The organism is Planococcus sp. YIM B11945 (assembly GCF_050864155.1).
GTDB lineage: Bacteria > Bacillota > Bacilli > Bacillales_A > Planococcaceae > Planococcus.
Map to the genome: position 1 here is coordinate 19,619 of NZ_JBOZWR010000011.1, position 26,597 is coordinate 46,215.

Annotated in this window: 46 protein-coding genes; 5 read left to right on the plus strand and 41 right to left on the minus strand. The window is 43.2% G+C overall.

What is annotated here, in order from left to right; genetic code table 11:
* Positions 1 to 10: 10 nt before the first annotated feature.
* The 40 genes from ACRRQV_RS17440 to ACRRQV_RS17635 all read right to left on the minus strand — a co-directional run bounded on the left by ACRRQV_RS17440 (position 11) and on the right by ACRRQV_RS17635 (position 23,159).
* On the minus strand, positions 11 to 397 hold the full coding sequence (locus ACRRQV_RS17440) for a hypothetical protein (RefSeq protein WP_432533353.1): 387 nt from the start codon (positions 395 to 397) through the stop codon (positions 11 to 13).
* Entirely contained in the window at positions 397 to 1,623 is a 1,227-nt protein-coding gene (locus tag ACRRQV_RS17445; protein WP_432533356.1) for a hypothetical protein, read from the minus strand. The genes ACRRQV_RS17440 and ACRRQV_RS17445 overlap by 1 nt, the downstream gene beginning before the upstream one ends.
* A gap of 2 nt (positions 1,624 to 1,625) precedes the next feature.
* A complete protein-coding gene (locus ACRRQV_RS17450; RefSeq protein WP_432533359.1) occupies positions 1,626 to 3,815 on the minus strand; it encodes a phage minor head protein in 2,190 nt (729 codons plus the stop codon).
* A 66-nt stretch (positions 3,816 to 3,881) separates the two neighbouring features.
* Entirely contained in the window at positions 3,882 to 5,312 is a 1,431-nt protein-coding gene (gene terL / locus ACRRQV_RS17455; RefSeq protein WP_432533362.1) for a phage terminase large subunit, read from the minus strand.
* Positions 5,293 to 5,874 carry a helix-turn-helix domain-containing protein gene (locus ACRRQV_RS17460; RefSeq protein ID WP_432533365.1) on the minus strand — a complete coding sequence of 194 codons (582 nt, stop codon included), beginning with the start codon at positions 5,872 to 5,874 and terminating at the stop codon, positions 5,293 to 5,295. The genes terL and ACRRQV_RS17460 overlap by 20 nt, the downstream gene beginning before the upstream one ends.
* An 80-nt stretch (positions 5,875 to 5,954) precedes the next feature.
* Positions 5,955 to 6,368, minus strand: coding sequence for a DUF3908 family protein (locus ACRRQV_RS17465; RefSeq protein ID WP_432533368.1), 414 nt, complete (start codon positions 6,366 to 6,368; stop codon positions 5,955 to 5,957).
* 59 nt (positions 6,369 to 6,427) lie between these two features.
* On the minus strand, positions 6,428 to 6,583 hold the full coding sequence (locus ACRRQV_RS17470; RefSeq protein WP_432533371.1) for a hypothetical protein: 156 nt from the start codon (positions 6,581 to 6,583) through the stop codon (positions 6,428 to 6,430).
* 139 nt (positions 6,584 to 6,722) lie between these two features.
* A complete protein-coding gene (locus ACRRQV_RS17475; protein WP_432533374.1) occupies positions 6,723 to 7,211 on the minus strand; it encodes a helix-turn-helix domain-containing protein in 489 nt (162 codons plus the stop codon).
* Between the two features lie 12 nt (positions 7,212 to 7,223).
* Positions 7,224 to 7,418 carry a hypothetical protein gene (locus ACRRQV_RS17480; protein ID WP_432533377.1) on the minus strand — a complete coding sequence of 65 codons (195 nt, stop codon included), beginning with the start codon at positions 7,416 to 7,418 and terminating at the stop codon, positions 7,224 to 7,226.
* Positions 7,419 to 7,506: 88 nt separating this feature from the next.
* A complete protein-coding gene (locus tag ACRRQV_RS17485; RefSeq protein WP_432533380.1) occupies positions 7,507 to 8,004 on the minus strand; it encodes a hypothetical protein in 498 nt (165 codons plus the stop codon).
* 32 nt (positions 8,005 to 8,036) lie between these two features.
* Positions 8,037 to 8,333, minus strand: a complete 297-nt coding sequence (locus ACRRQV_RS17490; RefSeq protein WP_432533383.1) for a hypothetical protein — start codon at positions 8,331 to 8,333, stop codon at positions 8,037 to 8,039.
* 62 nt (positions 8,334 to 8,395) lie between these two features.
* Positions 8,396 to 8,785: a hypothetical protein gene (locus ACRRQV_RS17495; protein ID WP_432533386.1), complete on the minus strand. Its 390-nt coding sequence runs from the start codon at positions 8,783 to 8,785 to the stop codon at positions 8,396 to 8,398.
* Entirely contained in the window at positions 8,782 to 9,210 is a 429-nt protein-coding gene (locus ACRRQV_RS17500) for an XtrA/YqaO family protein (protein WP_432533389.1), read from the minus strand. Before ACRRQV_RS17500 ends, ACRRQV_RS17495 begins: the two co-directional genes overlap by 4 nt.
* A 318-nt stretch (positions 9,211 to 9,528) precedes the next feature.
* A complete protein-coding gene (locus ACRRQV_RS17505) occupies positions 9,529 to 9,675 on the minus strand; it encodes a hypothetical protein (RefSeq protein WP_432533392.1) in 147 nt (48 codons plus the stop codon).
* A complete protein-coding gene (locus ACRRQV_RS17510) occupies positions 9,672 to 9,857 on the minus strand; it encodes a hypothetical protein (protein WP_432533395.1) in 186 nt (61 codons plus the stop codon). Before ACRRQV_RS17510 ends, ACRRQV_RS17505 begins: the two co-directional genes overlap by 4 nt.
* Before the next feature lie 2 nt (positions 9,858 to 9,859).
* On the minus strand, positions 9,860 to 10,051 hold the full coding sequence (locus tag ACRRQV_RS17515) for a hypothetical protein (RefSeq protein WP_432533398.1): 192 nt from the start codon (positions 10,049 to 10,051) through the stop codon (positions 9,860 to 9,862).
* A gap of 2 nt (positions 10,052 to 10,053) precedes the next feature.
* Positions 10,054 to 10,485, minus strand: coding sequence for a RusA family crossover junction endodeoxyribonuclease (locus ACRRQV_RS17520; RefSeq protein ID WP_432533401.1), 432 nt, complete (start codon positions 10,483 to 10,485; stop codon positions 10,054 to 10,056).
* Between the two features lie 334 nt (positions 10,486 to 10,819).
* Positions 10,820 to 11,056, minus strand: a complete 237-nt coding sequence (locus ACRRQV_RS17525; RefSeq protein ID WP_432533404.1) for a hypothetical protein — start codon at positions 11,054 to 11,056, stop codon at positions 10,820 to 10,822.
* Positions 11,057 to 11,200: 144 nt separating this feature from the next.
* Positions 11,201 to 11,641, minus strand: a complete 441-nt coding sequence (locus ACRRQV_RS17530; RefSeq protein WP_432533407.1) for a hypothetical protein — start codon at positions 11,639 to 11,641, stop codon at positions 11,201 to 11,203.
* Positions 11,622 to 11,816 carry a hypothetical protein gene (locus ACRRQV_RS17535; protein WP_432533410.1) on the minus strand — a complete coding sequence of 65 codons (195 nt, stop codon included), beginning with the start codon at positions 11,814 to 11,816 and terminating at the stop codon, positions 11,622 to 11,624. The genes ACRRQV_RS17530 and ACRRQV_RS17535 overlap by 20 nt, the downstream gene beginning before the upstream one ends.
* Positions 11,813 to 12,529 (minus strand): hypothetical protein, encoded by a 717-nt coding sequence (locus tag ACRRQV_RS17540; protein WP_432533413.1) that lies wholly within the window; start codon positions 12,527 to 12,529, stop codon positions 11,813 to 11,815. The genes ACRRQV_RS17535 and ACRRQV_RS17540 overlap by 4 nt, the downstream gene beginning before the upstream one ends.
* Before the next feature lie 13 nt (positions 12,530 to 12,542).
* The gene (locus ACRRQV_RS17545) at positions 12,543 to 12,716 is read right to left on the minus strand and encodes a hypothetical protein (RefSeq protein WP_432533416.1); all 174 of its coding nucleotides are present in this window, start codon (positions 12,714 to 12,716) and stop codon (positions 12,543 to 12,545) included.
* Positions 12,717 to 12,792: 76 nt separating this feature from the next.
* Entirely contained in the window at positions 12,793 to 13,503 is a 711-nt protein-coding gene (locus ACRRQV_RS17550) for a hypothetical protein (RefSeq protein WP_432533419.1), read from the minus strand.
* Positions 13,504 to 13,543: 40 nt separating this feature from the next.
* The gene (locus ACRRQV_RS17555; RefSeq protein ID WP_432533422.1) at positions 13,544 to 13,936 is read right to left on the minus strand and encodes a replication terminator protein; all 393 of its coding nucleotides are present in this window, start codon (positions 13,934 to 13,936) and stop codon (positions 13,544 to 13,546) included.
* Between the two features lie 247 nt (positions 13,937 to 14,183).
* The gene (locus ACRRQV_RS17560; protein WP_432533425.1) at positions 14,184 to 15,158 is read right to left on the minus strand and encodes a DnaD domain protein; all 975 of its coding nucleotides are present in this window, start codon (positions 15,156 to 15,158) and stop codon (positions 14,184 to 14,186) included.
* A gap of 29 nt (positions 15,159 to 15,187) precedes the next feature.
* Positions 15,188 to 15,889 carry an MBL fold metallo-hydrolase gene (locus ACRRQV_RS17565; protein WP_432533428.1) on the minus strand — a complete coding sequence of 234 codons (702 nt, stop codon included), beginning with the start codon at positions 15,887 to 15,889 and terminating at the stop codon, positions 15,188 to 15,190.
* Positions 15,889 to 16,812 (minus strand): recombinase RecT, encoded by a 924-nt coding sequence (locus ACRRQV_RS17570; RefSeq protein ID WP_432533431.1) that lies wholly within the window; start codon positions 16,810 to 16,812, stop codon positions 15,889 to 15,891. Before ACRRQV_RS17570 ends, ACRRQV_RS17565 begins: the two co-directional genes overlap by 1 nt.
* 1 nt (position 16,813) lies before the next feature.
* Positions 16,814 to 17,023 (minus strand): hypothetical protein, encoded by a 210-nt coding sequence (locus tag ACRRQV_RS17575; RefSeq protein ID WP_432533434.1) that lies wholly within the window; start codon positions 17,021 to 17,023, stop codon positions 16,814 to 16,816.
* The gene (locus ACRRQV_RS17580; protein WP_432533437.1) at positions 17,023 to 18,996 is read right to left on the minus strand and encodes an AAA family ATPase; all 1,974 of its coding nucleotides are present in this window, start codon (positions 18,994 to 18,996) and stop codon (positions 17,023 to 17,025) included. Before ACRRQV_RS17580 ends, ACRRQV_RS17575 begins: the two co-directional genes overlap by 1 nt.
* 88 nt (positions 18,997 to 19,084) lie before the next feature.
* On the minus strand, positions 19,085 to 19,441 hold the full coding sequence (locus tag ACRRQV_RS17585; protein ID WP_432533440.1) for a YqaI family protein: 357 nt from the start codon (positions 19,439 to 19,441) through the stop codon (positions 19,085 to 19,087).
* Positions 19,428 to 19,685 carry a hypothetical protein gene (locus ACRRQV_RS17590; protein ID WP_432533443.1) on the minus strand — a complete coding sequence of 86 codons (258 nt, stop codon included), beginning with the start codon at positions 19,683 to 19,685 and terminating at the stop codon, positions 19,428 to 19,430. The genes ACRRQV_RS17585 and ACRRQV_RS17590 overlap by 14 nt, the downstream gene beginning before the upstream one ends.
* A gap of 23 nt (positions 19,686 to 19,708) precedes the next feature.
* Complete coding sequence (locus ACRRQV_RS17595) at positions 19,709 to 19,981, minus strand: hypothetical protein (protein ID WP_432533446.1); 273 nt, start codon at positions 19,979 to 19,981, stop codon at positions 19,709 to 19,711.
* Positions 19,982 to 20,129: 148 nt separating this feature from the next.
* A complete protein-coding gene (locus ACRRQV_RS17600) occupies positions 20,130 to 20,264 on the minus strand; it encodes a hypothetical protein (protein ID WP_432533449.1) in 135 nt (44 codons plus the stop codon).
* A complete protein-coding gene (locus ACRRQV_RS17605; protein ID WP_432533452.1) occupies positions 20,252 to 20,779 on the minus strand; it encodes a hypothetical protein in 528 nt (175 codons plus the stop codon). The genes ACRRQV_RS17600 and ACRRQV_RS17605 overlap by 13 nt, the downstream gene beginning before the upstream one ends.
* 71 nt (positions 20,780 to 20,850) lie before the next feature.
* Entirely contained in the window at positions 20,851 to 21,144 is a 294-nt protein-coding gene (locus tag ACRRQV_RS17610; protein ID WP_432533455.1) for a hypothetical protein, read from the minus strand.
* A gap of 43 nt (positions 21,145 to 21,187) precedes the next feature.
* A complete protein-coding gene (locus ACRRQV_RS17615; RefSeq protein ID WP_432533458.1) occupies positions 21,188 to 21,421 on the minus strand; it encodes a hypothetical protein in 234 nt (77 codons plus the stop codon).
* Between the two features lie 62 nt (positions 21,422 to 21,483).
* Entirely contained in the window at positions 21,484 to 21,633 is a 150-nt protein-coding gene (locus tag ACRRQV_RS17620; protein WP_432533461.1) for a hypothetical protein, read from the minus strand.
* A gap of 25 nt (positions 21,634 to 21,658) precedes the next feature.
* Positions 21,659 to 22,336, minus strand: a complete 678-nt coding sequence (locus tag ACRRQV_RS17625) for an ORF6N domain-containing protein (RefSeq protein WP_432533464.1) — start codon at positions 22,334 to 22,336, stop codon at positions 21,659 to 21,661.
* The gene (locus tag ACRRQV_RS17630) at positions 22,317 to 22,841 is read right to left on the minus strand and encodes a hypothetical protein (protein WP_432533467.1); all 525 of its coding nucleotides are present in this window, start codon (positions 22,839 to 22,841) and stop codon (positions 22,317 to 22,319) included. The genes ACRRQV_RS17625 and ACRRQV_RS17630 overlap by 20 nt, the downstream gene beginning before the upstream one ends.
* 90 nt (positions 22,842 to 22,931) lie before the next feature.
* On the minus strand, positions 22,932 to 23,159 hold the full coding sequence (locus ACRRQV_RS17635; RefSeq protein ID WP_432533470.1) for a helix-turn-helix transcriptional regulator: 228 nt from the start codon (positions 23,157 to 23,159) through the stop codon (positions 22,932 to 22,934).
* 160 nt (positions 23,160 to 23,319) lie between these two features.
* Here ACRRQV_RS17635 and ACRRQV_RS17640 point away from each other — a divergent pair, with 160 nt between their 5' ends.
* The 5 genes from ACRRQV_RS17640 (at position 23,320) to ACRRQV_RS17660 (ending at position 26,442) form a co-directional block, all read left to right on the plus strand.
* Positions 23,320 to 23,676 (plus strand): helix-turn-helix domain-containing protein, encoded by a 357-nt coding sequence (locus ACRRQV_RS17640; protein WP_432533473.1) that lies wholly within the window; start codon positions 23,320 to 23,322, stop codon positions 23,674 to 23,676.
* A 66-nt stretch (positions 23,677 to 23,742) separates the two neighbouring features.
* Positions 23,743 to 24,465 carry a hypothetical protein gene (locus tag ACRRQV_RS17645; protein WP_432533476.1) on the plus strand — a complete coding sequence of 241 codons (723 nt, stop codon included), beginning with the start codon at positions 23,743 to 23,745 and terminating at the stop codon, positions 24,463 to 24,465.
* 105 nt (positions 24,466 to 24,570) lie between these two features.
* Positions 24,571 to 25,029: an ImmA/IrrE family metallo-endopeptidase gene (locus ACRRQV_RS17650; RefSeq protein WP_432533479.1), complete on the plus strand. Its 459-nt coding sequence runs from the start codon at positions 24,571 to 24,573 to the stop codon at positions 25,027 to 25,029.
* Between the two features lie 21 nt (positions 25,030 to 25,050).
* Positions 25,051 to 25,248, plus strand: a complete 198-nt coding sequence (locus tag ACRRQV_RS17655) for a hypothetical protein (RefSeq protein WP_432533482.1) — start codon at positions 25,051 to 25,053, stop codon at positions 25,246 to 25,248.
* Between the two features lie 54 nt (positions 25,249 to 25,302).
* Complete coding sequence (locus ACRRQV_RS17660) at positions 25,303 to 26,442, plus strand: tyrosine-type recombinase/integrase (protein WP_432533485.1); 1,140 nt, start codon at positions 25,303 to 25,305, stop codon at positions 26,440 to 26,442.
* Between the two features lie 93 nt (positions 26,443 to 26,535).
* Here the strand turns inward: ACRRQV_RS17660 and rpsI are convergent.
* A partial coding sequence (gene rpsI, locus ACRRQV_RS17665; RefSeq protein WP_432533488.1) for a 30S ribosomal protein S9 occupies positions 26,536 to 26,597 on the minus strand: 62 nt, incomplete at its 5' end.

Genomic DNA, 26,597 nt, shown 5'->3' on the forward strand with positions numbered 1-26,597 from the left:
TTTTCCCCCTTTACGGAATTAATACTTCTACTTTTTTACGTACTGTATCTACTTTGGCCACATAAGTTCCGTTAGCCGTTGCTGCTGCGCGTACGCCGCCCGCTCCATCTGCTTCCACTGAATTTCCTACAGCAATTTCCCCTGTGTACTTGAAAGAGTTATTGCGAGAGAACCCTGCAGCATGAACGCCAAGTGGAGTATCCACATCGCGTGCAGTGTCTTTAGAAATTAATTGAACCGGTTCTCCTGCCGCTGCCCGGCGTGCTTGATATGCTCCTGTATTAGCTAATACCAAGACTTCTCCTGGCATGATTGGATTTTCTGGTGTTGCATCCGTGGCATAAACAGTTAATGATAGTCCATAGCTATCTGGTACGATTCCGCCGATTTGATCCATTATTCATTGCCTCCTTTGTATGCTTCCGATACGTAGATTTTTTCTCCATTTTCTTCGATATGACGACCACCTAAGTTATCGCCTTCTGTCTGACGACCACCAGTGAAGCGTTGATTCGCTATTTCGTCATAAGATTTGATTTCATCCTTGATGTATTCGATATCTGCAGAGCGAACCAACAAGTTTTTGTATGATTCCTCTTTAAACCCTTCGCCTTGAGCACGTACACGGGCTTTAACAGCGCTGTCTACTAAATCAGCCAAATACTGGCGCCCTTGCTCCGCTTCTGATTTCAGCTGCTTCACGCCTTCTGGTGTAGCGGCATCGCCTAACTCATTTCGAATGGCAATGTCATCTGGCTGACGGAATTTCTCCCCCTCCGTTTCCAGCACCTCTAATACGGCCCGCTTTTCAATTTTGTTTTCTTTCAATTCACTTCTCAGTTGTTCCAATAAAGTCATATTGGCTCCTGCCTCCTTCTGTTTATTTGCAATATAAAAGGAGCGGCTTCCATCATCCAAACGGACGTTGAATCGCTGCTCCAATTGATGCACTTTATCCAATTCCATTTGCCCTTGCTTCACATACTCCCGCGCTTTATCGATATAGGCATCAGGCGTTGAGCCCTTATAGACCGTCGATACTTCGCGTAAACGAGCATCTACAATCCAAGCAAATGACATGCGGCCGTGTTCATCTTCAAGTCCCGGAATGTGCGGACAATCTGAATTCCATAGGTCTTTGCCGCAACTGCCGCAGCGATAAGAACCGCCCGCGAATCCTACCGACATGTCCCGGACAATGCCCGCTTTGATTTGTCGAATTGTGTCGTCTGTCTTATTGCCATTCACCGAAATGCCGCGCATGATGTACCAGCTGCCGCGAACTGCATTCGATACGCCGTTCTCATCGCCTTGTGTAATCACTTCGCCGTCATAGGAGCGGCCGTATGGATTCACATAGATGTTATGGCCTTCTTGCAAGCTCACACCGCCTGATAAATCCTCAGCGTAATTCCGAAGTGTTGTCATTGGATCCATGCGGGTAAAATGCGAATCCATGCGATCGTTCGAGCAATGGCCGCTGAATGTAAAAATTTCTGATGCAGCCACCAGTTCCAATGTGTGCCGATTAATCTTCTCCAAATCCAAATCGGTACTTGGAGCAGCATCAGGCGACAGAATAATGCGTGCTGGTAAATGCAAGACTGTGCTTTCTTCCCCCAAATTTATTCACCTCCCTTCAATTTATCTTCTTCGCCTTCAAGAATCCGCTTATACCAACAGCGACATTGAATCAGATTGGAAGCAGTAGCCCCGAGAGAAGAATCCCCCGGATGAAGCAGCTGCTCCTCTTCACCTTTTCTATTCTCAACGACAAAAGGCTCCTCGAAAGGAACCGTCTGTTCATTCGCTTTTTGATGGCCGGGTCTTGTACGGTCCTGAAGCGCGGCTTTCCACGTCTTGCCAATAACCATGCCGCTTTGTTTGTCGGAATGGAACTGACCGGTTCGGGCCGCTCCAATCATTTCGGTACGGGCAATCACCTTGGCTCTATTCTTGCTGAATCCATGTGATTCACGAATAGCGGCAGCCCCTTTATTGATGCTGTACTTACCATCGGCTACAACGTCCCATAATTCCATGATGACGTCCTCGTCGGTGACATCCTGGATCAGTTCGGCAGTACGGCGGGAGCGGTCACTAAGAGATCGCATAAGATTCTCGTCATAAGGATTGAAATTAACATCGGCATCAAATGACAGGACGTTAAATTCCCCTGCTTCAAGCGCGGCCAGCTGCATCCAATCCCGCCCCAATTCATCCCACAATCCTAATTGCTCGGAGCGGCCGAAAAGAATGTTGTTCTCAACCCATTCCCTAAAAGCTTTCGAACCCGCTCCCGCTGCTACTCCTCGACTAGCTTCAACTAAGATTCGAGTAGGCGGCGTTCCCGCTTTCTTTAATCGCTCCACATATGTTTCTGCTTGAAATGCCAAGAAGCGGCTGAATGCGTCCTCTGCTTGGTCTGTGAGCGCGGCGACCGACTCCGCCCACGGTTCTTCCGTCCCGCCGAAGAAGGCTAAATTGCTGTCGTCGCCTGCATCTTCATCGGCTCTGGTCTTTCCCATCATTCGAGCACTATTGGTTGGCGGCCGGAACTGATCAAGAACAGGATTACTGGTAGATTGCACCGCTCCCACTGCATCATGGCCAACAATGGCATTAGCTGCTTCATCGTTATCAATCCAGCCCTGCTGCACTTGAATGATTTTCGTATTCGTGCGGGTTTGCTCTGCTTCTGCTTCCTGCTGTTCATTACGTACCGGAATATCATTGAATGTGACGCGGGCTCGACCTTGAAACCCTTTGATTTGTAGGTAAACGTTAAAAGACCGCTCCTGCAGGCGCTTAATCGTTCGCTGAATGCTTTTCACACCCGCTACGAATATTTGCCATTGGACGGTCCCATGTGTTTCAGTTGTGCCTTCATTGCGCCCTAAGAGAATCGGCAGCATCTTCAGAGCGGAAACGATTTGCTGATTGATCACTTCGATTACTCGAGTCGCGTCCATCGACTTGCCACCCGCTCCGCCTGCAGTCGTGACCTTTACAGAATCGGTATGAATGAAATCCGCATCCGGCTCGAGCTTAGAAAAACTCTCATCGACACTTGCGACAAACTCTGACACGAACTCCGCAACTAATTTATCATCGTGTTGCATTTCGGCAGGAATTGCCTTCATTACGGACTCTTCAACAATGGAAATATCAAAACGTTCATACCCTTGATGATGTATCACCTTTTGGAGATCGCGAAGCACCTGCACCTGGAAAAAGACAATCTGCAAAATCGGCAGGAGCGGCGACCGGCCGTATGGATCTCCGACATCCGGATCCAGCGGATAATAAAAAACAGTCTCCGGATTCAACACTTTGAGTGATCCGTCAGACTGCCGCTGTACCATTTCAACTTTACCTTCTTTGTTCCGCATGAAATCAATAGAGGTTGCTTCGACAACATGAATTTCCGCTACATCATCCAGGTTCTCCGTCAATTCCACTTCTGCAGCAAAGCCGCCGCTCGTATAGCCGGCCATCGTCCAAACGCCTACAAGCTGATCCATGCCGCCGCCATAAAGAGAACCGACACGCTTAGCCAAAGCTTCGAGCTCTTCCGTCATGGCATCATCAACCGTTCCATCGGGGCGTAGCGCTTCCACTTCAAAGCCGCTATTCACCAACCGCTGCAAGTTCCACATAGCCATGCTGGCATCCGGGTTCAAATCCCGGATAACGCGTAAACTATCGATGATTTCCTTTGAGCTGTACGATTTCCGGCTCAATACCTTTTCGTAAAGGCCCCACTGTTGCTCCCATTTGTATTCGGTTTGTTTTGACCGTTTCGCATCGCCCACAGCAGCTCTTACTCTATTTCGAAGCCCTTGTTTTCTTTGTGGTCTAATCCAATCTAGGAATCCCAATTAGTTGCCTCCCCTCTTAATGCCGCGAATCATTGGCGGCAGCACATATTTTCTTTCTTCTGGCGGTTCATGCCAACGCGATAATGCTTGCGTCATGCTATCGACATCATCATCGTTCTTGCCGAACGGAAAAGTACTGAATTCCCCAATATAGTCATGTATCCAAGGAGCAATAGAACCATCAGGAAGGTACACATTGCCTGCCTCCACCTCTGGTGCAACTGCTTGAGCCCGGACTACTTTCCCGCCTTTTGGTTCTACTGGAATGAGTCCAGGTATTTCACTTTTCAGCATTTCAATAACTGCGGTGCCGTTTGCCTTGTCCTCCACCAACTTAGCTCTGGCTTGCGGCCATTTGGCTGACATTGTGCGAATCGCCTGCATTGTAGCTTTGAGTCCCATTCTCTCTTTCACTCGATCTAGCAGATACTTATCCGCTCCAATTCGTCCCCATACTTGGCCAGAAACAAAGTCGGAAGTTTCAGCATCCTTGAATGTGCAATCCCAAGATTGAATGATTTCATCAAAACGAGCAGGAGGAACTTTATAGAACTTCCACCAACCCCGCTTGAAGATAGTACCGCCTGCCGGAGCGGGACGCTGCTGATATAGCGCGTTCCAAGTCCGGGTACCAACTTCAGTCATCTTATCTTTTGCCCATTTCTCGTCATAGCCGAGCTCTGCGCAAAGTGCCTCGCCAACCTTCCGGCCGAGCAAATCATCTTCATCTTCTGCAATGGCCGGCATGCGAATCCGCTCCCAATCGTATGGAGAACGTTCGAGCAAGCGACCGATTAAATCATCTTCATGCCAGCGCGTCATAATGACGATGACTGATGCGTTTTTGTGTAAACGTGTGGATAATGTGGATTCCCACTCATCCCATACCTTGTCTCGAATGGTTTGAGAGTTTGCCGCTTCCGAGTTTTTAAACGGGTCATCGATGATTAAGAGGTCCGCCCCTTGCCCTGTAATGGAGCCGCCGATACCAGTTGAAATCATCCCGCCGCCAAAGCCTGCGACATCCCAGTTACTTTGCGAAGCATTGATTTGCGACAGTCCCACATCAAATAACTCTGGTCCATATTCTTCAAGCTTTGCTCGATTCAAACGACCAAACTTCTTGGCCAATGTATCCGAATAAGAAGCAGCAATAACCCGCTTCTCCGGACGCTTGGAAAGGTAATAGCTCGGAAAGCTTTCGGTAACGGTCATTGATTTACCATGCCGCGGCGGCATTTCGATAAACATATATTTCTGTTTGCCTTGAGCAATCGGTTCCAACCGTTCGGCAATATATTCAGTATGGCGGAAGTGCTTATAATTACCGCGATGAACATGGACCACATAATCCCGATAGGAGCGGCGAGCCAGTTCTGCCTGTGCTTGTCTAGCAATCTCTTCCCGCTGCTTATCCGTCAGTTTGAGCAAGTTTCCTCAACTCCTCGACAGACAGGCCGGAGAGATCCAGCTTGTTTTCCAATCCGCCACTATGCTCGATTTCTTGCTTGTCACGCCATTGTCCAGGCTTGCGGTTTTTCAGCCAGAAGATTTGAGCGGTCACATCAGGAGCCACTTGCTTCACGACTCGTTTGCTGACCACTTCTTTCGAGCGAGGAATGGTGCCAATGAACCGATACAATTCTTCTTGAGTCCATTTAGGATTCTGCTGTTTCCAAACATCCACTTCCGCTTGGACCCGCTCATCATATTCTTCTTGTCCAACTTCCACTGCTACAATGGTTACTTCCTCAAAGTCATAACCCAGAGCCCGTTTAAGCAGCGCGTTCTCGACCTCTCTGTCCACGACTTCCTTGCCCCTTTTTAGGGCGTGTAAAATGGGTAAGTGTTTCTCTCGCCAATTGAACAGTGTCTTTCTTGTGATGCCAATATTCTGAGCAATCTGATCGTCCGTCAGTCCATCTCTCGCCCATCCTTCTAACCTCAACAATCCCTCTTCAGACAACCATTCTTCATACTTGCCTTTAGCCATCTTTCTACCACCCACTCTCGCGCTATTCGCTTTTTTAGACATAATAAAAAGCACCTCCAGAGAGATGCTTAGAAAAAATTTTATAAAGTTTTATAAATTTCTAGTATCATCTTTTGTAGTTCCCCGCTTTTATGGTCACTATCGGAATGACTGTCTAAGGTGATGGAAACATCCTTGTCAAAGTCAATTTTCAGTATAGAAAACCCTCTGTCCTTATGATTCAAAGAAACCTTTCTAATGCTAGACAAAGGATAAGTCTCTATAGCAATAGATCCATCATCTAAAAATTTAACAGTACGAACTCTATTCTCTTCGAATAAAAATAGAATTGCATCCTCTCGTGAAGCTTCTGACTTAAAGAAGTTTTTAGCATAAAGGAACTTCACATCTCCTTCAATTACAGCTAAAGAATAAATTTGATCTTCTGTATCAGTCGTCAATCCCCATTTTTTATACATGTGATCAGTTAATCTTGAAAATATGTTGGTTGCCATGTTTTTTCACCCCCTCTACAAATTATTCTACAGAGAAGGAATAAAATCCTTTTTAACCATTATTCTCTAATTTTTGCTGGCGCCGTTACACTAATGGAAATCGTAGCAGAACCATCTTCATATTCGGTACGATCAATATCCACATTTTCAATATTCTTAGCATCAATAGATTTCAATACATCAATTCCCATATCCAGAATCTGTTTGTTGTCCATTCAAAACACTCCTTTGAGGATGAATTAACCACCCGAATTTTGCGGGGCTGTGGGAGGGACTATTCACACGAACGCATCCCCTCTTTTTTCTCCCCTTCATATATAGCGACTTCGTACGGCAAGCGTACGGCAAAGAACATTATGAGACTCTTTGCGCTATCTTCTTTTTAGCGCGTTCAATATAGCTCTGAGCCGTTGATTTACCGACTCCAAGACCCTCTGCAATCTTTCCAACACTAATCTGTCGGCCGACATGAAGGATGTAGCAATGCCGTTCCCTAAATGAAAGAGCAGCAAAAATATCCGCCATAATGATTTTCTCTTCCGGCGACATATAAAGATGCTTCGGCCCTTCTTCAAGCTGCTCGGTAATGTCCGGAATGAAATCCATGCTTTGGAATGATCGATGCTGGTAGATGCCCCTTTTATCTGCGCCGCGGTAATTGTTTGGATCTCTGCCGGTTTCCAGCCACTTTAAAATAAATTCCATTTCCTCAATCATGCTGTTGTATTGCGTCAAATCCAATTTATGCAGCGGGTTCTTTTTATCCAGTTTCGCCACTTTCTTTTTCAATTCCGAAAGGTGCTTTTTGTACTGCAAAATCATTTCATCTGCCCAGATCGTCATTCCGATTCCCTCCTATCGATTCCGCCGTATGGCTCCGCCTTTTACACGTCTGAAAGTATCTCGATTGCTGCCCATAATTTCTGCCCATTCCCATGCGGAGAGGCGTTCTTTCGGATGCTTTCTTGTCTGCGCCTTCTGATTGTCTTTCTCTTGCATACGAGCTTCTGAGAGCCCTTTTTCTATAAGTTGCTGCTGCATTGTTCTCATCTCGCTGTCTCTCCTTTTTGGGAAATAAAAAAGAGGACACCAAAAGAGCTGTTAAGCTCAATTAGTGTCCTCCAGTTGACTGGTGGGACTATTTATTATTTTGTTTAAGAACTCTAAACAACTCTTCGACGAAGCCAGCCAAACTAAGTAATTGTTTATATTCCTCCACTTTTTGCTCTTCGATTTCATCAATCCGAAATTTTAAATTCTTTTTCACATGTAAAATGAATTCGATATCTTCTGATTGAAAAACCTCAATGTTCACCTTATCAAAACTTTGATAAGCCTCTTTTAACTCATACCTATAGTAATGCACATCAATAAAATTATTTTCTTGATGGTTTCTTACAAATTCCGGTATCGTGTAAAGACTATTTAATAATTTATGATATTCAACGTGAAAAAGTTGTTTTTTTTGATTTTCTTTTTCCTGAATTTGTTCCTCATACATTTTCAAACTTAAATCAGCAGCTATACGTGCAGCTTTAGAAGACTTTGCAGCATAGACAGCTGTTGCCAGTGCCACAATTGGCGAAAGTATAGATGCAATAACCACAATTAAATCTATCCACTCTTGCTTTGACAATACTCTTCCCCCTCATCCCACTTAGAGGGGATTTAATTCTGTATAACATCCAAATCGCCTATTTCAACAGACCCCGCCCGATTGTTGTCTAAGTATTTAACTTTTGCTTTAAGCGGGCCTTTTCGTTCTTCGTCCCGTTTAAAGCCCGTAACTTCTACTTCTCTTCCACGGTTTTTCTTCGCTTGCTTATTCAATTGATTCACAATGAGCTTACTTCCAACTTTCATTGTATAATCCGATACTTTTTCTTCCTTTTTAAATCTTTGTACTTTTATTTTTTGAATTTCTCCATTTTCATTCGCATATATTTTAAGGTTTGTGCCGTTCAAAATAATTCCCCCTTGTCGAAATTAACTGTAATGATGTCCTCCGTTTGACTGGTGGGAGTTATTTATTTCCAGGGAGTAGAATTACTTCCATAAACACTCTCAAAGACTTTTTTGCTTTTATTTCTCTGTTCTTCGTGTTCCGCCTTGTGTTTTTTGAGATATTTACGTTCGTTAGGGTAAAGAATTCTCATAAATTCATCGTTAGAAACTAAAACATATAAAGCTTGATCGTAACCTAACTTTAGGATTTTTCTTCTTACAAACGACTCTTTTATATTTTTATACTTTAAAGATCTTCTAACTTTTCTTAGCGACTTTGAATATTTTGTGCTAATGATGTTGAAAAGGTAATCGAATATTTTGCTTAGTACATATACCACAAATCCCCCAACCACCGCTATTATAGTCAAATCTAATACTGTAAGATTTATTGATTTTTCAAGCCAATTCAAAATACTTCCCCCTCATCAAACCTGACACGACTTACCTTTCCATCATGCGTCACAATACTTGTTTCAGCATGTTTCGGAAGTGGAGCAATTTTAGCCTTGCCGTGAGAAATGATAAGCACGCAAGACTCTGGTAACTCCATTATATCCAACTTTAGTTCCCCTGTCTCGGAAATTATTACCGGTTCCATACGCATAAAAGCTCCTCCTTCATGTCCGTGTAACCCTTGTTGCCGTTCCCTGATTAACTCCCGTTCTGCATGATCAAACACCAGCAGCGCAATCTCCGACGGATGACGCCGCATCTGTTTCGCAATCTTTTTCAAGCTGATGTCATTCTCCCAAAGTTCCCGGAAGGTTTGCAGTTCCTCTTCCACAAATACCAGGTTCAATTCGAAATCGTTTGCTTCAAAAAGATAGTAGTTCATGGCGATCCTCCTTCGCCTGATGGTTGGACTACAATTCAAGTAAATCCGAAATTAACACCGCAGAACGGTTTGTATGGTTAATTTCTGTTATGTCGATATTGCGTACTGGATAAGCCATTTTCGCACCGGGTTCATCTGCGTTCACATAACCCCATCCTGTGTCCTTGTATTTCTTTGGTCGTAGGGAAAAGCATGACAAATATTCTGACCCTGCGTCCCTTACCACGTACTGATAACCGTGGTCCATTAAATCCCTCAACATTTCTAGCGCCTGTTCCCGGTTCTTGATTCCGTACATAAAATCATCCCTCTCTTTCTCTACAACCAGATAAACGCAGTAACCGTCGCCAGAATTGAAGCGATGCAGATGGCCGTCATCGATTGACGAACTTCTTTATCAGCAATGGCTCCCATGAAGCTGATGCACATGATAATGATTAAGATGATTTTCAATACCAAAGTCATTTCGCGTCCTCCTTATACTCAACCCGATAAACGCCGGGGCGCATTTCATGAATTTTTGATGAAACGCCTGCTTCGTAGCCCTTGTCTGTGCCTTTACGGAAGCCGCTGTTGAAAGCGAAAGCGTTGGTTAGTCCGAAGATGACTGCTGCACCGATTGCCCAAAGAACCATAGTTAAGGTCATGCTCATTCCTCCTTCGCCAATTCAGTTTCTTTCGGAATTTTCTTAAACCATTTATATTTTTTCAAAGTCTGTAGAGAGAACATGGATTCTGTCGCTTTGCGCAGACCCGTATCACTTTCAAAAAACAAATTTTTTAAATTATCCTCAGCGATCATTTGCAATGCTGCTGGAAAAGAAATTTCTTTATAAATCACTTTCATTCCTCCTCAAAATACGAGATATGCACGACCACTTTCGGCGTCAGGCTATAGAACTTCCGAACAATGACCTGTATGATCTGCGAATCGTCTTGCCACATAACCCCGTTTAAACCGTCTTCGATGCCCTTTAAATAATTGGAGCAATCGGGTTTAGTTGTGGGCCGCAGCAATCCCTTTTCAATTAAGTCCAATTTCGGCTTTGTCTGGTACTTTTTCGGTGCTTGTCTGTAAATGTCGACACTTAAGTGAATAGGGCCTGTTATAAGCTTTTTTGGAGCGTGTTCTGCTGCCACCAACCGAACGTACTGCTTAAAGTCTCTCGACTTCGCTGGATCAATGAGAACCGTTTTACCGGCAAATGTCTTGCCGGCTCTCGGTCTCCCTTGGGCAACTGGTTCGCCCAGGATTTCAAATAAGATGGTTTTCATTGGTTCACCTATTTTTCATGTATTTTCGCGTTAAACCGTGTTGCTTTTTGAATTGATAAACCGAATATTGTCGAATGCCAAATGCCTGCATAATTTGTCTATCGGTCATGTTCCGACGTTTCATTTCAGCCCAAGTCGCAGGATTCAAAAATTCCTTTTCGTGGTCCAGCTTTCTTAGATCCACGGGATCCACACCAACCCAAAAGCAATATTTCCTGCAGCGATAAGCGAAATCTTCATTGCTTCACACTGATTGTTCCAAGCGACAGAAATCCGAGTGCCAATTGCATTCATCCAATTTCCTCCTTTATCGCGCTATTTGTTCGGATTATGATTAACAATCTTCGAAAATTTTCTCTTTATGAGTAGCAATTACTGCATCATCTTCAATAAGGAAGCCTTCCGCATGAAAAGATTTAACGTCATTTTCGAATAGTTCGGAGAAAGTATCTGACTTCATTTCAGCAATCAACGCCTGCTCATTCAACCCTTCTGGATAATAAACCTTTTCTTCGTTTTCCTGTACTTCAAATTCCACGACCATTGTTGCGATATACTTTACTTTTTTCATATTTCATTCTCCTTTTCATTTTTAGGCGCGATAACTCAACGCCGCTTTATTAGGTACTGCCGGCCGTTCAAGTAGAAATAAAGGTTGGGACCGGATGGCCGCCGGCGCTTATTCACCCATCGGCCATACATGTCCTTCAGCTTTTTAAAGATATTCAATGACTACCAGCTCCTTGAAGAGCTCCGCATTGTGCTCCCAAACTTCCAACGTGATCAGCGTCTTATGATCACGAGCTTTTTTTAAAATCTCCGCCGCGGCCACCCAACCATTTGCATCGTCTGCAGCTCGGTCCTTATATGGAATCAGCAAGGCGATTGCCCAAACATAAGCGCTCCAGGTATCTTGCTGCTCTCCCCAGTCCGGGCCTTGATAAGAGCCAACCCATTTCCGTTCACTCGGCGCCCAGACGTTTTCTGGGATGATCCCAACGACTCGGCAATTTGTTTCTGCAGGGAAGTTTTTAGCCGGCTGCCAGTTCGCTGATTCTTTTTGAAAATAAACGGGACCAGTCTCTTCCGCTGGAGCATCCAAGATGTCGAAGATGTCCATTTGGTTTTCCGGGATTTCAATCGTCGGATTCGTCATAAATGGTCACTTCCAAATCGCGGTCCGGGTTTTCGACTTCCAGTTGGTCCGCTATGCGCTCCTGTGCTTCGCTGATCGGCATTTCCTTGTCCTGGTAGATGACCGTTCCTTCCGTGCAACCTGCGAGCAGTACAGCAGCTAAAAGGGTTCCGATGATTAGTGTGGTCTTTTTCATTCGGACTCCTCCTTCGCTAGATTCTTTTCTTCCCAGCGTTCCCGAACGGTTTTATAACGATCCTGCGCGACATAAACGTTGCCGTCGAAGTCTTCTTCTCCCCATTCATCAGCAGCGCGATCTAAGAACAACTTTTCGCCACATGACTTGCATTTAATAAATTTATTTTGGCGGAATGTGGTATGGGTACCGTTATAGCCGCATTCTAAACAGCGAATCAGAACTTGAACAATTTCCTGTTCATTCTTCTTTTTGATTATTTCTGCAGGCGGATTATCAATAACCAATCCAAGCTTCTCGGCAACTGTAAAACCGTTATCTTTTGCACCGAGTAACTCGACTGTTTTGGGGAGGCCTTCTGCAATTTCTATTGCCTCTTTTACTTTTTCTGCCGGGATGGAAGGCTTCCCATCTTTTCTTAATTGCTCTGCATCAACTGTGATACTTACTTTCGGCGATGCTTCAGGAGATTTAAATGTCTTTGCGTGAATTGGTTTGTACCTATTCAAAGCGAAGTCAGCAAGTGATTCGCCATCCAAAGCAAATGGTTCGATGGTGATCGACTTATCAACTTTGGTTTGAAGAGCCGCTTGTATTAACTTCAATAATTCAGCTCCGCCAGATACCGGCTGTGCATTCTCAACGACAACGCGATCTTCTTGTTTTCCATGTGAATCGTGACGAGTGTTTACAATAGTCATTTTAAAAGTCATTTTCTTTTCCCCCTCAATCTTCCCGACGAATTTTTTCAAGAACCATCAGATCCCGAATGGCGTAATAGCCTAACTCTTGCAGCGGTTCGTTATTTGGCCCGGAAGTGATACCCATTGCTTCCAGTTCATAAATCCAGTTTTTGCGCTTGATTTCATCAGCCGTTAAAAGATTCTTGTGCTTCCTCATGCACGTTCCCCATTTCTTTTAAGTGAGAATTGAATTTTTAGAAAAAAGAGGGCCATTTACACAGGCCCTTAATAACTTATGCAATGACAATAACTTTTTCGCTTTCGATTAATTCCGCTAATTCCTTGCTCAAATATTCTTTGATTGAATGCATGGCTGATATTTCCCAAGCGCCACCGTCTGCCTCAAATAGTGCTGCTTGTGGTCCTTTTTGCAGCCGCAATACGAATGATGATTCTGGCTGCGCGATTTCTACGAATGTTCGGATGGGACGTAAGATACACGGATTTGGAACTTCGACTTCGCCGCGCGTAGCAACACCTGTTTTTGCAATGACCTTTTGACTGACACCGTTATCTTCCGTGGTGACCCCTTCGTCTTCAACAATGGATCCAGTCATATGCAGCAGCGCCTTCGAGTCTTCCGATGAAACGAATTTTGCCTGTAGTTGGATATTGAATGATTCCAAGTCCATGAACCGCCCAAACGTAATGGATGGGAGCATGGCATTTGCTTCTACGTACGTTCGGCGGTCGTTGTCGATGTTCAAAGCATCAAATAGTCGAACCGTTGTAGGGTTAACAACATGAACCATGAAGGGGCACTCTGTATCGAAATCGCTCTTGATGTAATCAATCAAACCCGATAGGCTGCGAACTTCCAAGCTACGGACGGTTTTTTCAATGTCCAGACGTTCCAAGCTGCGCGTTGAATAAATATGGCCGTTTGTCTCGACGATTTCTGGGCGGTTGTGTTCTTTAAAATAGTTGAATAAATCTTTTAACATGTAATTTCCTCTTTTCTGTTTTTGGTTTTATATGTGGTGTTTATTTGAATCCGACAACATTAGATGGTTTTTTGACCTCGACTTTTTCACCCGTATCGGTTGCAGCGTCGCCATCTTTGTCAATGTACATTTGTCCTTTTGCGCCACTTTTTAGTTCCTTCGCAGTCGCCTTGCCGTTAGAATCTTTGTCCAGAATGATTGTCGCTGGAATTGCGACGGCTGGTGCCAGAGTCGTTTTTGCGCTAACGTCAACGCTCGCGGTTTGCCGGTTTTCAGTAGGTGTAATTTTGATGTTTAATTGAACGGTACGTGCCTTCTTCGGATCCGTATTAAGGTCGTTGATATTTTCAAGAACCTTTTGAATTTCCAAGTTTAGTCGTTCGTTTACTGCGCCATCTGCAAAAGTTTCAATATTAATAATTTTTGTTGCCATGATTTAGTCCTCTTTTCTGTTTGTAGTAGTGGAACAATTCAAAAGCGAGCCGTGCTTCCTCTTGCATGTTCCCTCAGTTTTCAAAGCTGAAATGCAGTTGCCAATTATTGCTTTATTAATAGTTAGAAAATTCCCTATACTTACTTTTGGCCCGGATAGGGTTGCACCTTTTTCGGTAAAATATTGGAAGTAGAGGGTTAAAAAATTTTGATGTTGCTTAGTTAGGAGGTCAGAACCTACCTAACGGCTATCCTGACCCCTTCCTTGCCGCTAATTTATCAAGCAGCTTTTGTTTTTCCGCTTCAATGTTGTATGTGCTTTTCTGAGCTGGTTGTGACGCTTGTTCTTCCTCTGGCTTGTTGAACCATTCAGGAAGTTTCTCTTCACGCATAGGACCGTTTCGGTAATTTGAGCGCGGTTGATAATTGCTTGGGCTTTGTTGAATAACTGGTTTATTGAATTTGTTCCGCTCATGCGATTGGACCTGCTCGATCGTCATGAGTTTGTTGTCCGCCCATTCCTTGAACAGGTACTCAACAAAGCCATAATTTTTTTTATTTCGGTCGGCCGCTATCTTGATAGCTTCTTCAATAATTTCGTATGATTCGTTAAAGTCGTCGAACCACTTGCCCAGGCTCTCAATTTGAAGTGGAGACAGTCGACAAAGGTTTGCTTCAAATGTTTGAAGCGCTTTTGCAAATCCATTTTCCGGAACAGCTGCTGGTCTAGTTGTAGATGTAGTTGTAGATGTAGTAGATAAAGGTTCTTTAGTGCTTAAGTTCTTAAGTTCTTGTTCTTGTTGCGTCTTCGTTGCGTCTTCGTTCTGGGTTCGTTCTGTTAAAGGTTCGTTATCCGTTTCGTTAGTCGTTTCGCTATCACCATCAAACCCTTGGTACTCATGGTATTTACAGACTGTGAAGACCGTTCCGTGTTCCGTTTCGCGAACCGACACCATGCCTTCATCAACTAATTTCTTAACAGATCTCAAAATCGTGCTTTTCGCTACTTTTTTATAGCCTCGACCTTCTTTGTATTCCAAGTCTTCCGCTAATTTCGAATAGGAACGGAGGTACTGCCCTCGGTTGATTTCAATGCCTCTTATTTTTATTCCGTCTTTGTGAGAGGCTTTTAACATAAGTAAAGTAAAGAGCCGGAAAGTGGTAACGTCGTTCCATATTTCGTGATCCGTGATTCTGCGGTGCATCTTTATCCAGCCTTGCATTCTCGTACCTCCTTCCTATCGAAATCTATTTAAGGTATATAAATCATCTTGCCGGTAAGCTCCGCTACCTCTTGACGAAACTGCTCTTCGTTGCTGTTTGAATCCGATAAATGAAGCAGCCAAATTTCCTCTAATTTGGATAAGTCATTTGCCTTTAGAAATTCCTTCACGTTCTCCAAAGAGAAGTGGGATCGCATCAATCGTTTTCTTAAGACTTTCGGTGTTCTCCCGGATAAAATATTTTCGTCCAATAGCTTCTGCGAGTAATTGCACTCCACCATCAAGTGCGTTAGGCCGGCGAACCGGTATTTGATGTAATACGTGTCAGTGGCGAAAAGCAATTTGTCTCCTGCCGTATTCACCAATAGAAATCCGAATGGCTCTGAAACATCGTGCTGCACATCGAACGGTAAAATGGTCCAAGTGCCGATAGTGAATTGCTTTTTATTTTCAATCGCTTTTAAGCGGTGATGCTGGATGTTTACGGCCTCTTTTGTGCCTGGCGATAGATAGACATCAATTCCGGCTTTTAGGACATCCTGTAAGCCACTGCAATGATCCTTGTGCTCGTGAGTGATAAGGCAGCCTTTTATTTGTCTGGTCTGGAAGTTCAGTTTCCGTTGAATATCTTTAAACCGGATGCCTGCTTCCAGCAGAAGGGGCGTCGTGCCATCGGTAATGTAGTAGCAGTTCCCCTTCGAACCAGTTGCAAGTGTCGTGATTTCAATCATCAGAACGGTGGAGCATCGTCTTCTGCAGTTGCAGTTTTGACAGGCTCCGCTTTCTTTTCTGTTTGGGCTTCGACTGCCGGTTTCTCAGCTTTTGGCATATCGATAATTTCCGGTTTGATATCCAGTGATTCAGTATTTGCCTTTTGCTTGATTTCATATTCCGGATTGATTTCTTTCCGCTCATTGTCAAACTCGTTTTCAGTGGTGCGATTAATGGCGCCGATGAACAAATCGCTGTCATCTGAAGTGTTGATAAATGCCTTGGCCGCGCGATTGATAACGGTCCGCTTTGCCATTTCCTGCGGGTATTTATTTTGTACGGCTGCCATACTTGATTGCGACCAAGATGTTTGAATTTCAGCCATGGTCATGACTGTCAAAAACTGAACCCCATCATCACGCTCGATAATGCAATAAGCCCCTTCAATGTCATCTTTATTTCCGGATGCAGCTTTCCAATCTACTTCGTGGGATTTAAAAGCCAGTTGCCCTCGATCGTTGTATTCAACTTCGAACTTCTCACCTTTCCAGATGACGTTTGCCCAAATATCTTTCACACCCCTCATGCGTTTAATGACCGCCTGGGTGCCGTGATAGGACCGGATGAACTGCATCTTATCGCCGTAGACAATGAAGTATCCCTGATTCTTCGCAACGCTCAGTGCTTGAATTGCCATATCCTGCAGGGAGAATGCGACACTCTCTTTTGTTGCAGTGTCGATTAATGACGTTTTCTTTTTGAAATCGACTTCTGTTAATTTAAAGTACGCCGCTTGAACTGCGTTAACGATGGAGTAGTTTTCTGGGATATTGATCTGATTGTTTTCCACCATGCTTTGAACCTTTTCTGCGACCCTCGTCACCATAGCATTTTGTTTTTCAGCAGGCAGATTGACTTGGTTTTCCTGTGGTTGCGTTGTCATATTAAATCTCCTCTTCCTGATCTAGTTTGTAGAACTTGTTCACTTGAACTTTTGGATAGATGTTCTGTCTCGCATATTGGTCGTAAATGAAACCGTCGGGAAAGCGCTTATAGATTTCCTTTTCTATCTCTTCTTCAGATGGATAAGAAGCAAATTTTTCATACACCGGTAGTCCACTTACATTGATTTCATAAAAGGTTTTTAATGGCATTAGACAGCCTCCTCTAATTTTGGTGTTTCGATGCGCAATACTTTGTCCGGCTCCGAGACGATCAAGCTGATAAGCTGTGCATCCGTTTCAATGAGTTTGGTGACCGCTTCGGCGTTATCGATGAAGATTGGAGCCTCAATGCCGTGGAACGCAGATAACGTATTGATGATGTCTAGCCCGACGTTGATCTTCGCCGCGTTATTCAAGCCAGAGCCGTATGGGACGCCATCGTACAACGTTTCGCAGACTTCCTGTAGACCGCCGTTGATTTGCTCTTCAAACAGCTTGAAACGAGCGAATTTAAACTTGGCATTGATTTTCTCTTCCATGATTTTGACTTTCGCCCGGATAAATTCTTCCGTCAGGAATAGGTGATGCTCCAGCTTTTCGAATTCAGCAGCGAGTAATTCTTCTTGATCCTTCAGATCCTGAATGCGAGCTTGCAAGTTGCCGACATTCGCATAGACAGCAATTTCTGCATTGAGAGCAGAGCGTTTCGCTTTCAGCTCCTCGATCTCATCGCCGATGTCGCCCGCAGCATCTTCTGCTCGTTCCTTTAATTCTGAAATAGCGATTTGAATATCTTCTTTACGGTTCAAGAGTTTTTGATAATTTTGGCTCTCTGATACGTCCTGCACGTTGCCTTCAACAGCTTTCAGCTCTTCGGTGAGTTTGGCTATGGCTTTTTCTTTGGAAGCGATAGGACCGTTGATTTCTTCGATTTCAGCTAAGAAACGTTGGTTTTCGTCTTCGAATAGTTTTTTATCCGAAGCGCCGCGGTTCCCTTCGTCTTTGATTTTTTGAAGTTCATTTGATTTTTGAAGATTAAATGCAGCCAGTGCTTTTTCTTCTGCCGCTTTCACTTGCTCTTCCGGAAGTTCCTGGCCACATGTCGGACAAGCGCATTCCGTGTTATGTGCAGGCAGTTTGGCGTTTACTTCTTTCCACTTCGACCGCAAAGCCGCTAGATTCTGTTCAATACGGTTGATATTTTCATTGTTGTAAGCAATATTGCGTTCCTTTTCTTTTTTGCGGGAAACGAAAGTCTGCTGGTTCGATTGTTCCTCTTGGAGCTTAGCGCGCAACTGATACACTTTTTCTTTCGAGTCACTTTCAAAGTCGCGACGGAAGTTTGTGATATCCATTTCGACTTTCTGCAGCTCCCCTTCTTTCATCAAAATAGCGTTGCCGTTTTTAATGGCGCTGACTTGTGCCTGCAGCTCTTCGATTTCGGTATCAACCTTGGCAACTTCGGCTTTCAATTCTGGAAGATTTCCGTCGCCTGCTGGAATCGATTTAGTGATTTCATCGATGCGGATCGGTAGCCGGTCCAATTCATCGTTTATCGCTTTTCTGCGGGCGTTCACGGTCTTTTGGAAGTCTTCCATCGACTTTCCTTTCAGAATCAGTTCCAAGCCTTTCAGCTCGTTATTGGATTTGAAGATTTCATCATTGGAGACTTCACCGCAGACCCGGAGCAAAATCTTCCGGCGGTCCTGCCATTTCACCTGTTCGTTAAAATAAGATGGTGATGTCAGAAGCTTAAATAACTCTTCCGGCATGATGCTTTCAATCCGTTTGCTGTACTCCGCCTTTTTCAAGGGCGTACCATCGATGAAGTAATCCGTTTCATGGCCGGAAAATTCTTTGGCGGCAGATCCGCGTGTCTTCGTCCATTTTTCGCGATAAACTTTCCGCAGCGTAATGGCTTGGCCATCAACCAGCAGCTCGCATTCGACTTCGTGATCAAGCATTGGTTTAGCTTTGCCGTTTTCCAATGTCTTGATGGAAAAGTCTTTTTTGTTTTGGCTGTCTTTATCGAAGAGAAGCCATAAGAAGCTGTCGAATAATGTCGTTTTTCCAGTGGCGTTATCGCCGTATATTTGAATATCTGAGCCGTTTGCATCGAACGAAAAGGCTTTTACTCCTTTAAAATTCGAAAGCGTCAGGCGGTTGATGCGGACTTGTTTCATCTTTATTCCTCCTAGTTTTGTGTTACAATGAGGACATAATCTTTATTCCTTGCCTCAAGGTACCGAGCTCGCTGCTCCAACAGCGGGCTCATTTTATTTCCCGGAAAAATTCAACCTTCGCTACTTCAATCAAGTAATCCTCAGCGTTGTCTTCCAGCACGATCCGGCCAGCTGAATCCTGGAACCATTTGTCGCCGGGTTGAATTTCAGAGCCGAACATATCTTCAATCGGATGATCCTCAGCGGTGTAAGGCTTTCCAGCTTCCAACTTTTCTTGGTCTTCGATTTCTTTTTCCAACCACTCCCGTGTGATCGGGCCATGCCAGCAAACCTGGCTGATGATGTTTCGAATGATGCGCGTCTCCCCGTGACTGGAGAGCTTGCTGAGGCGATGGTCCAAATCCTTGTTGTCGCGGTATTCCTGCAAATCTTCAATTTTCCGCATGTTCATTCTCCTTTCGTGATTTCACAATAATCATGTCTTTGCGATATTCGACCCGATGCCCATCGTTTCTCAGTAACGTGCAAATAAAGAGAGTTTCACGCGAGTCACCGAGGCTTTCATAAGCGAAGATGGTTGCAATATTTCCGACTTCCTCCGATACCTGAATGATGTTCCGGATCTCCGCCATCTTTTCGGATGCGTCGAATGTTTTTAAATCTATTGCTGCTTGACCTGTTGCTGGCATTTGTTCCCCTGCTTTCTAAAAAATTAGGCATAGCCCTTTGTCGTTCCGTGCACATACCATTTGCCATCACCGTAGTTATTACACTGGTAAATAACACCGCTTAATCCCATTTCAACCCATACATAAATGACATTTTGTGTTTTCAATTGTTCAAAAATCTCATTTAATGTTAGACACTCGGAACCATTCGGCTCTGATTTCCAACTCAAGTCACCAATATCAACAAACTTTTTGCCAACAATAATTTCCGTGCTTCCAGCTTGTAAATCAATAACCGTATCACTAACTTCTTTCATTTCTTCACCTCTTCCTGATGGTTGAATCCCATCAATAAGCCCGGAAGGATGAAGCAGGAAGTGGTGTTCCCGGGCTTATTGACGAGAGCCAAAGCTCTCGCTATACTTGAATTACAGAGTTTCTATCAAAAGCCGATTGACCTAGCCGTCAATTGGTTTTTTTGTTGTCTTCTTCGTAGCTTCCGAAGAACATCCCAAGCATCAATCCGATGAAAAAGATGAAGAACATGGATCCAAGTAAGTAAAGTGGTTCGCCTGCTTCGATGAACATTATTGCAACCATCCTTTCGCTTTCCATTGAGGTCCTAGCACTTTGATTCTGTCTTTAATCGATATTTTGTATTCCAATTGCAGCTGCATAAGCAGGTTGTCAGTATGAATGCGGGCATCTAGTAATTCATCCATCAGTGACTTCACCGATTCTTTTTCGTCTCGATCCAATGAACTTGGCGGTTTTGCAAGACAGACTTCCTTAATCTTTTCAAGGCCCTCTTCAATTTCACGTTGAGCGTTAGCGCTGAATGCCAGCCGGTGCTGCTCAATGTTTTTGCCGCGCAAAACCGGTGATGTTAACCCTCCTGAAAACTCGTAGAGAATATCCATGCTATAAGCTGGGTGGTCATAAATATCAATGGACTCCCGAGCAATATCCGCCTGCATGGTGCGGCGATTGTTTTTGATGTTGCTGCTGTGCTGAGGGGAAATGTTAAGATCCCCGGCTAACTGCTCGCCGCTCATATCATTGGCGGCCAGTAACCTCTCAACAGCGTCCCCTGTAAATGCTGATTTTTTTATCATTTCCTCACCTTCCTTTTGAATGTTTAGGTATCTTTTTCTATTCATGTTTGTCTCGTAAAATAAAGTTAAGGTTAAGCGAGACAGTCAGTGTTTTCCTCGATCCACTTGAACACTTCATCCCGCGGATACCGAGCTTTTACATCTTTTAACCGAGGAAACGTCGGATTCGCGACGAGCTTCGTTACGGTTGGCATTTCAACCTGCAGGATGGTTACTAGATCCGCCTTTTTTAAAACTGGCGGGTAATAGTACTTGCTCCTCCCATCCTCAATCCCTTTTTCATAAGCTTTTTGAATGGCCTTCTCCAGCTTCAACTGAAAGAGCTGATCCTCCAGACTTTCAATGGTTACCATTTGTCTTGCCACGTTTCTTCCCTCCTCAAGGGGCGCTCCTCACGTCCCTTCTTTTTTATAATTTCTGCATTGTCAAGAGCGCTTGGCGTTCAGCAGAATTTGATCCAAATTCACTCTCGTAATATTTAAGCGCCGTTATAATTGCTTCAATTTCTTCGCGATTCGAAAATAATGGTTTTTCGTATGCCTTAATCAAGTTTTCTAAATCTGAACGTTTCACCGTTATCATTGGTTGAATGTCGCTGATTTCGTTCAATTCTTCTTTCAAATTTTCTAGAAATTTTTCCATAAGATTTCCCCTCCGTTTCTTTTAACTTTGTGTCTCATGCGGCTCACAGTTTGTTTGTACAGTTAGATTTGTCCATTCTTCACTCTGTCGCCTAATGAACGTGCGTAATTTTCAATGCGTTGTTTTCTTTTATCTTTTTCATCCTTTGAGTTCACTCTTTCATCCTCTTTTTGGCTGATATAGATTAATCGCGTCATAAATGTTTTCACCATTTTCACTCTCCTTTTCATTCAACTTTCAGGAAACCTTCCTAGGCAGCCAAGCATCAACGTATTTGATAGCAGTTTGTAGTTCCTGGCGTTTTACATCTTTATAAGAAGCGACCCCAAATCGATTCTTGATTTCTCGATATAACTCCTGGAACAATTTCGGCCGAAGTCTTGGATTGCTCTCCAGTTCATAAACTTTTGTTGAAACCGCTATTTGTAATCTCCGCTGCTCCCCGTGGTCCAAAGTGATTTGGTTTTCTACCATCGAGCGAATCTCCGTGACTTCTTTTTTGACATCCTCAACTTCATTAGCCATTTCAATCGTTAATCTCATCGAGGCCAACAGCTGCTCTTTTTCTGAGAGAGGTTTAAGTTGACTTTGCATTCTATAGTATTCATCAACTAGCATTTCGTAAGCATCCCAAGCTTGGTCAGAGTTAATAGATTTCGCTAATAGCCAAGCGCCTTTTTCAGTCCATAAATAAAGCACAGAAGCATATTTAAGGGTGGGGTCAATTTGACGTGACCCTTTAAACTCCCGAAGGTCATTGCCAGTCAATGCGAAATAATGTTTGGATTCAATGAACCTTTCTGAATTACGCTGGAAGTTTCGATTGATTGTTTTACTATCAGTTCCGAAAGATTCAGCCAGTTGCATAGTTGTCAGAACGCGTTGCCCGCTTTTTTCAATTACTGATAAGTTCATTTGCTTCAACCTCCGAATTGTTGAATGATATGAAAAGAATGTTTTCAGGTAAATCGCATGTTACTTTTTCACCGACAGCAATACCTTCATCACACTTATAAAAATCCATATATCTTTGTAGTTGCTTTAAGCTGCTGGCCGTAAAGGCTTTAAGTTTAATTTCTACCGGAATGAAAGTTTCTGATTTTTTCAACCAAAAGTCTGGAATATGTTTAGGATCGTTCGAACGGTAAGTTAGCTCGTAACTCTCTGGCAACAAATGCTTATAATTTTTAGAAAACCAAGCATGCTTATCGAATTCTGTTTCTCTTGTAGACATGAAATTATTTATAATCGCCATTTGAACTGCAGTTTCTAAAAATGGATAAGCGGAAAGCAAAGATTCCAGTTGTTTTAGGTTATCGAGAGAATCGCCTAATGCTCTTGGATTTTTATAAGAGTATTTAATAAGGGCTTCCAGTTCATCTAGCTTTTCTAAGAAGGAAAGAATATTCATTTTATCCATCTCCCTGCCCCCTTTCTTTTCATAATATTTCCTAGCAAGGGTTTAGGATGCCCTGGTAAGAGCATTCCTTTCGGCTAATCCTCCCCTTCCTTAGATGGCTACTCGCTTTTTAGACGATTCGTCTAATTCGTTTCCAAAAAAAAGCTCATCAACATTAGTTCCAAAGAATTTAGCAAATTCACCAGCTAACTTGAAATTAGGACTTCTAAGTCCGCTTTCAATTTTGTAATAGTGGGATTCAGATATACCAAGGAATTCTGCTGCCTCTTTAACCGAAAGATTTCTTTCTTCTCTCAATTCCTTAAGTTTTTTTCTCATTTTTTTCACCTCTCTTTTTTTGGACGTTTTGTCTATCTGTTTTTACTATAAAGGACGATTTGTCCAAAGTCAACAATAATTATACATTTTGTCCAATTTTATTTTTTCATTGGACAAATAGTATAAAATTAAACAAAGTGAATAGTTGGAGGTGTAACGAATGGAAGTCCATGATCGCATTAGAAAATTGAGGGATAAAGAAAACCTTTCTAGGGAAGATTTCGCTAAGGCTCTTGGAGTCACGTATGATGCGATGTCTAAATACGAAACAGGAAAAAGACGTCCTGATTATGAAACTTTACAAAAAATTGCTGACTATTTTAATGTTTCTACCGATTACCTCCTCGGCCGTGACGAAAAGAAACAATCTCCGCGCAGCGATGAAGAAGAATTCGAAAAATTCCTAAACGACCCGCGAATATCCAAGCTATACAGCGAGTACAAAGACAGTCCTGAAAAAAGACGTGAAGCTCTATTTGCTGCTTGGGAAATAATTAAAACACTTGATGAAAAGTAATTTATAAAACCCCTATTGAATCAAATACTAAATAAATTAAACCATTCTTTATTAGGAGGCTATCATGTGAAAAAGCAATTATTCCTTTTCGGATTAGGCAGTATGCTTTTGCTTGGCGCTTGCGGTTCAGAAGAAGCGAGTCAGCCAGTTGATCAACCAAAAGAGACGGCACCAACTGAACCAGCGACACCTGAGCCTGCAAAAGAAGCTGAGGAAAGTACCGAAGTTGAAGAACCCGAAACTGAATCAGATGAAGCCTCCCTCGAGTATGCGGACGCTGCTGAATTAGCAGAAGGCAGTGCTCATCCTATTCAATTTTATGAAGCAGAAGATCCTAAGCAAGAAACCGAAGAAGGCATGATTCGCGTTGAATTTGAAGGATTCAATTTAGAATTCACTGCGTTCCTAGTCGATTTCAAACCATCTGAAGAATTTCTATATGACTTTGAAGAAAAAGAAACAGTACGGGCTTTGCTTATCACAACTCAAGCCGAAAACATCAACGAGTTCGATGTAGACTATTCTGGCGGCATGACAATCGTGACGGATACGAAAGAACAAGTATCTCCAGAGTCAGGTATTCTTACAGGTAACCCTATCCACCAAACTTATTATGGTCCAGTAGAAGCCGAAGGATATTCTATCATTCCATTAGAAGATGGTTCAGAACCAAAAGAACTGACGCTTATCATGGATCCGCCATGGAAAGTGGAAAATGGAGCCGTGAATACCGAAACCGGACAAATGGGCGAAGAACAACGAGTTAAACTAAAAGTTTCTAATGAATAAATTTAAGATATTAACTCAATAAAATTTGAAATTATTCCCTACTTTTCAAAAGTAGGGTTTTAATTTACAATAAAGGGGAACATTTGTTCTAAAAGGAGTGGTGGTATGAGCAGAACTTATAACAATCTTGAAGAATACATACGGCAGCTCTTACATCGCCTCAGTATTTATCATCCTCATCAATTAAATACAGAGACCGTTTCCTCCAGATTGGGCTTAGTCCTCCACTATTTGCCGTATGACGCTATGTACATTGCTGGTCATATATTTTTGGATAGCCGAAAGCCAGATAATCAACGCTGGCAGGAGTTCGGACATGAGTTGTGCCATCATCTTTGGCACGAAGGAGACCAAGCCTTAATGTCAGTTATGATGCGAGAATGGCAGGAATGGAAGGCCATTAACTTCGCGTACAATCTCTGTGTCCCCTCTTTTATGTTAGAGGGCATGGACTTGCCGGCATACGAACGAGAAGCAGTTTGGGTGATCATGGAGAAATTTGGAGTGGAGCGAGTTTTTGCCGAGAAACGCTTGGAACAATATTTGCGCAATATGGCTTTTTAAAAAATGAAATGAGGGATTCCGATGAATGGCGAGCAAATCTATATGGACATTAAAGAAGCTATGCAGAATGGCGCAGGACGTATCGGAGAAACTGAAGTATTTCTGGTATTCAAAAGGATTGTGAAGCGTCAGGGCGTGCTATGTGGAGAAATTAAGGGGTATAGCGATGCTTATGGCAATCCTATCGACGTACAGGAACTTGGCAAATTGAATAACTAACCACCTTTTACTATTCAACGATTTGAAGAAGGATGGAAAAGAGGAGGTTTAACAGTGGCATCATTCCAAAAATATACGACGAAATCCGGCGAGCGTTGGTTATTTAAGATGGATATCGGCAAGGATCCAGCCACCGGCGATAGAAAATCAACAACAAGAAGAGGGTTCAAGCGAAAATCCGATGCAGAAAAGGCAGCCGCAAAGCTATTGAGAGAACTTATGACAGGCGAGGAGAAAAAAGAGGATATAACCTTCGAAGAAGTATTCAATGAGTGGTATGAGAAGCACAAGCGCAAAATCAAGCCATCCACCCGATATACGAAGGAATCCAAGTTCCGGAAACACATCTTGCCGCATTTCGCTAAGTTGAAAATGAAAGATATTACCCGCGCCTACTGCCAAAAATACGTAAATGATTTGGCTGATCATATGACTTCTTATAAGGACTATGTAATTCAAGCAAATCTGGTATTCAAGTACGCCATGAGAAATGATTACCTCTTCAAAAATCCAATGGGACAGATTGAATATCCAATGGAGGAAGAACAATTCTTAGCCGACAATGAAAAAGAAATGAAATTCTGGGAAAAGGACGTGTTTCAGAAAGTGATCAGCAAAGGAGAACAAGAGCTACCTTTTAGAGATTACCTCATGATTCGTCTGTTTCTCGTCTCAGGCCTTCGTAAAGGCGAGTTATCGGGATTATTAGAGACTAGTTTGATTGAGGAAACCAATAGCGTGCGGGTAGCTCGTACGGTCTTTTGGCGGAGCAAAGAATTTTTCCTTATGACGCCGAAAACCAAAAATTCTTTGCGAGATGTGGAAGTAGACGAACAGACGTTTAAACTATTGAAACAGCTGGTTAAAATGAACAAGGAATTAAGGATGGTAAATGGGAATCCAAAAGTTGATAAGTTTTTATTTCCACGTCAGGACCTTAAGCCCCTGCGATCTGCTTATCCAAACGATGTTCTTGCCCGGTTATGTAAAAGAATTGGCGTAGAGGATATCGGCGTCCATGGATTGCGTCATACGCATGCTTCTATGCTCTTTGCCTCTGGCGCCTCCATGAAGGACGTCCAAGAGCGATTGGGACATGCGCGTCTCGACACGACCATGAATTTATACACCCATATTACAAAGGAACGGAAGCAAGAAACCACGAAGAAATTCGTCGACTATATGACCCTTTGAAAATTCAGTGGTCAAACGGTGGTCACAAGCCTATTTTGCACACAAAAAAAGCCCTCTTCTCGTAATGAGAAAAGGGCTTTAAACATTGCTGTATTAGCGTTTTGAGAACTGAGGTGCGCGACGAGCTGAACGAAGACCTGGTTTTTTACGTTCTT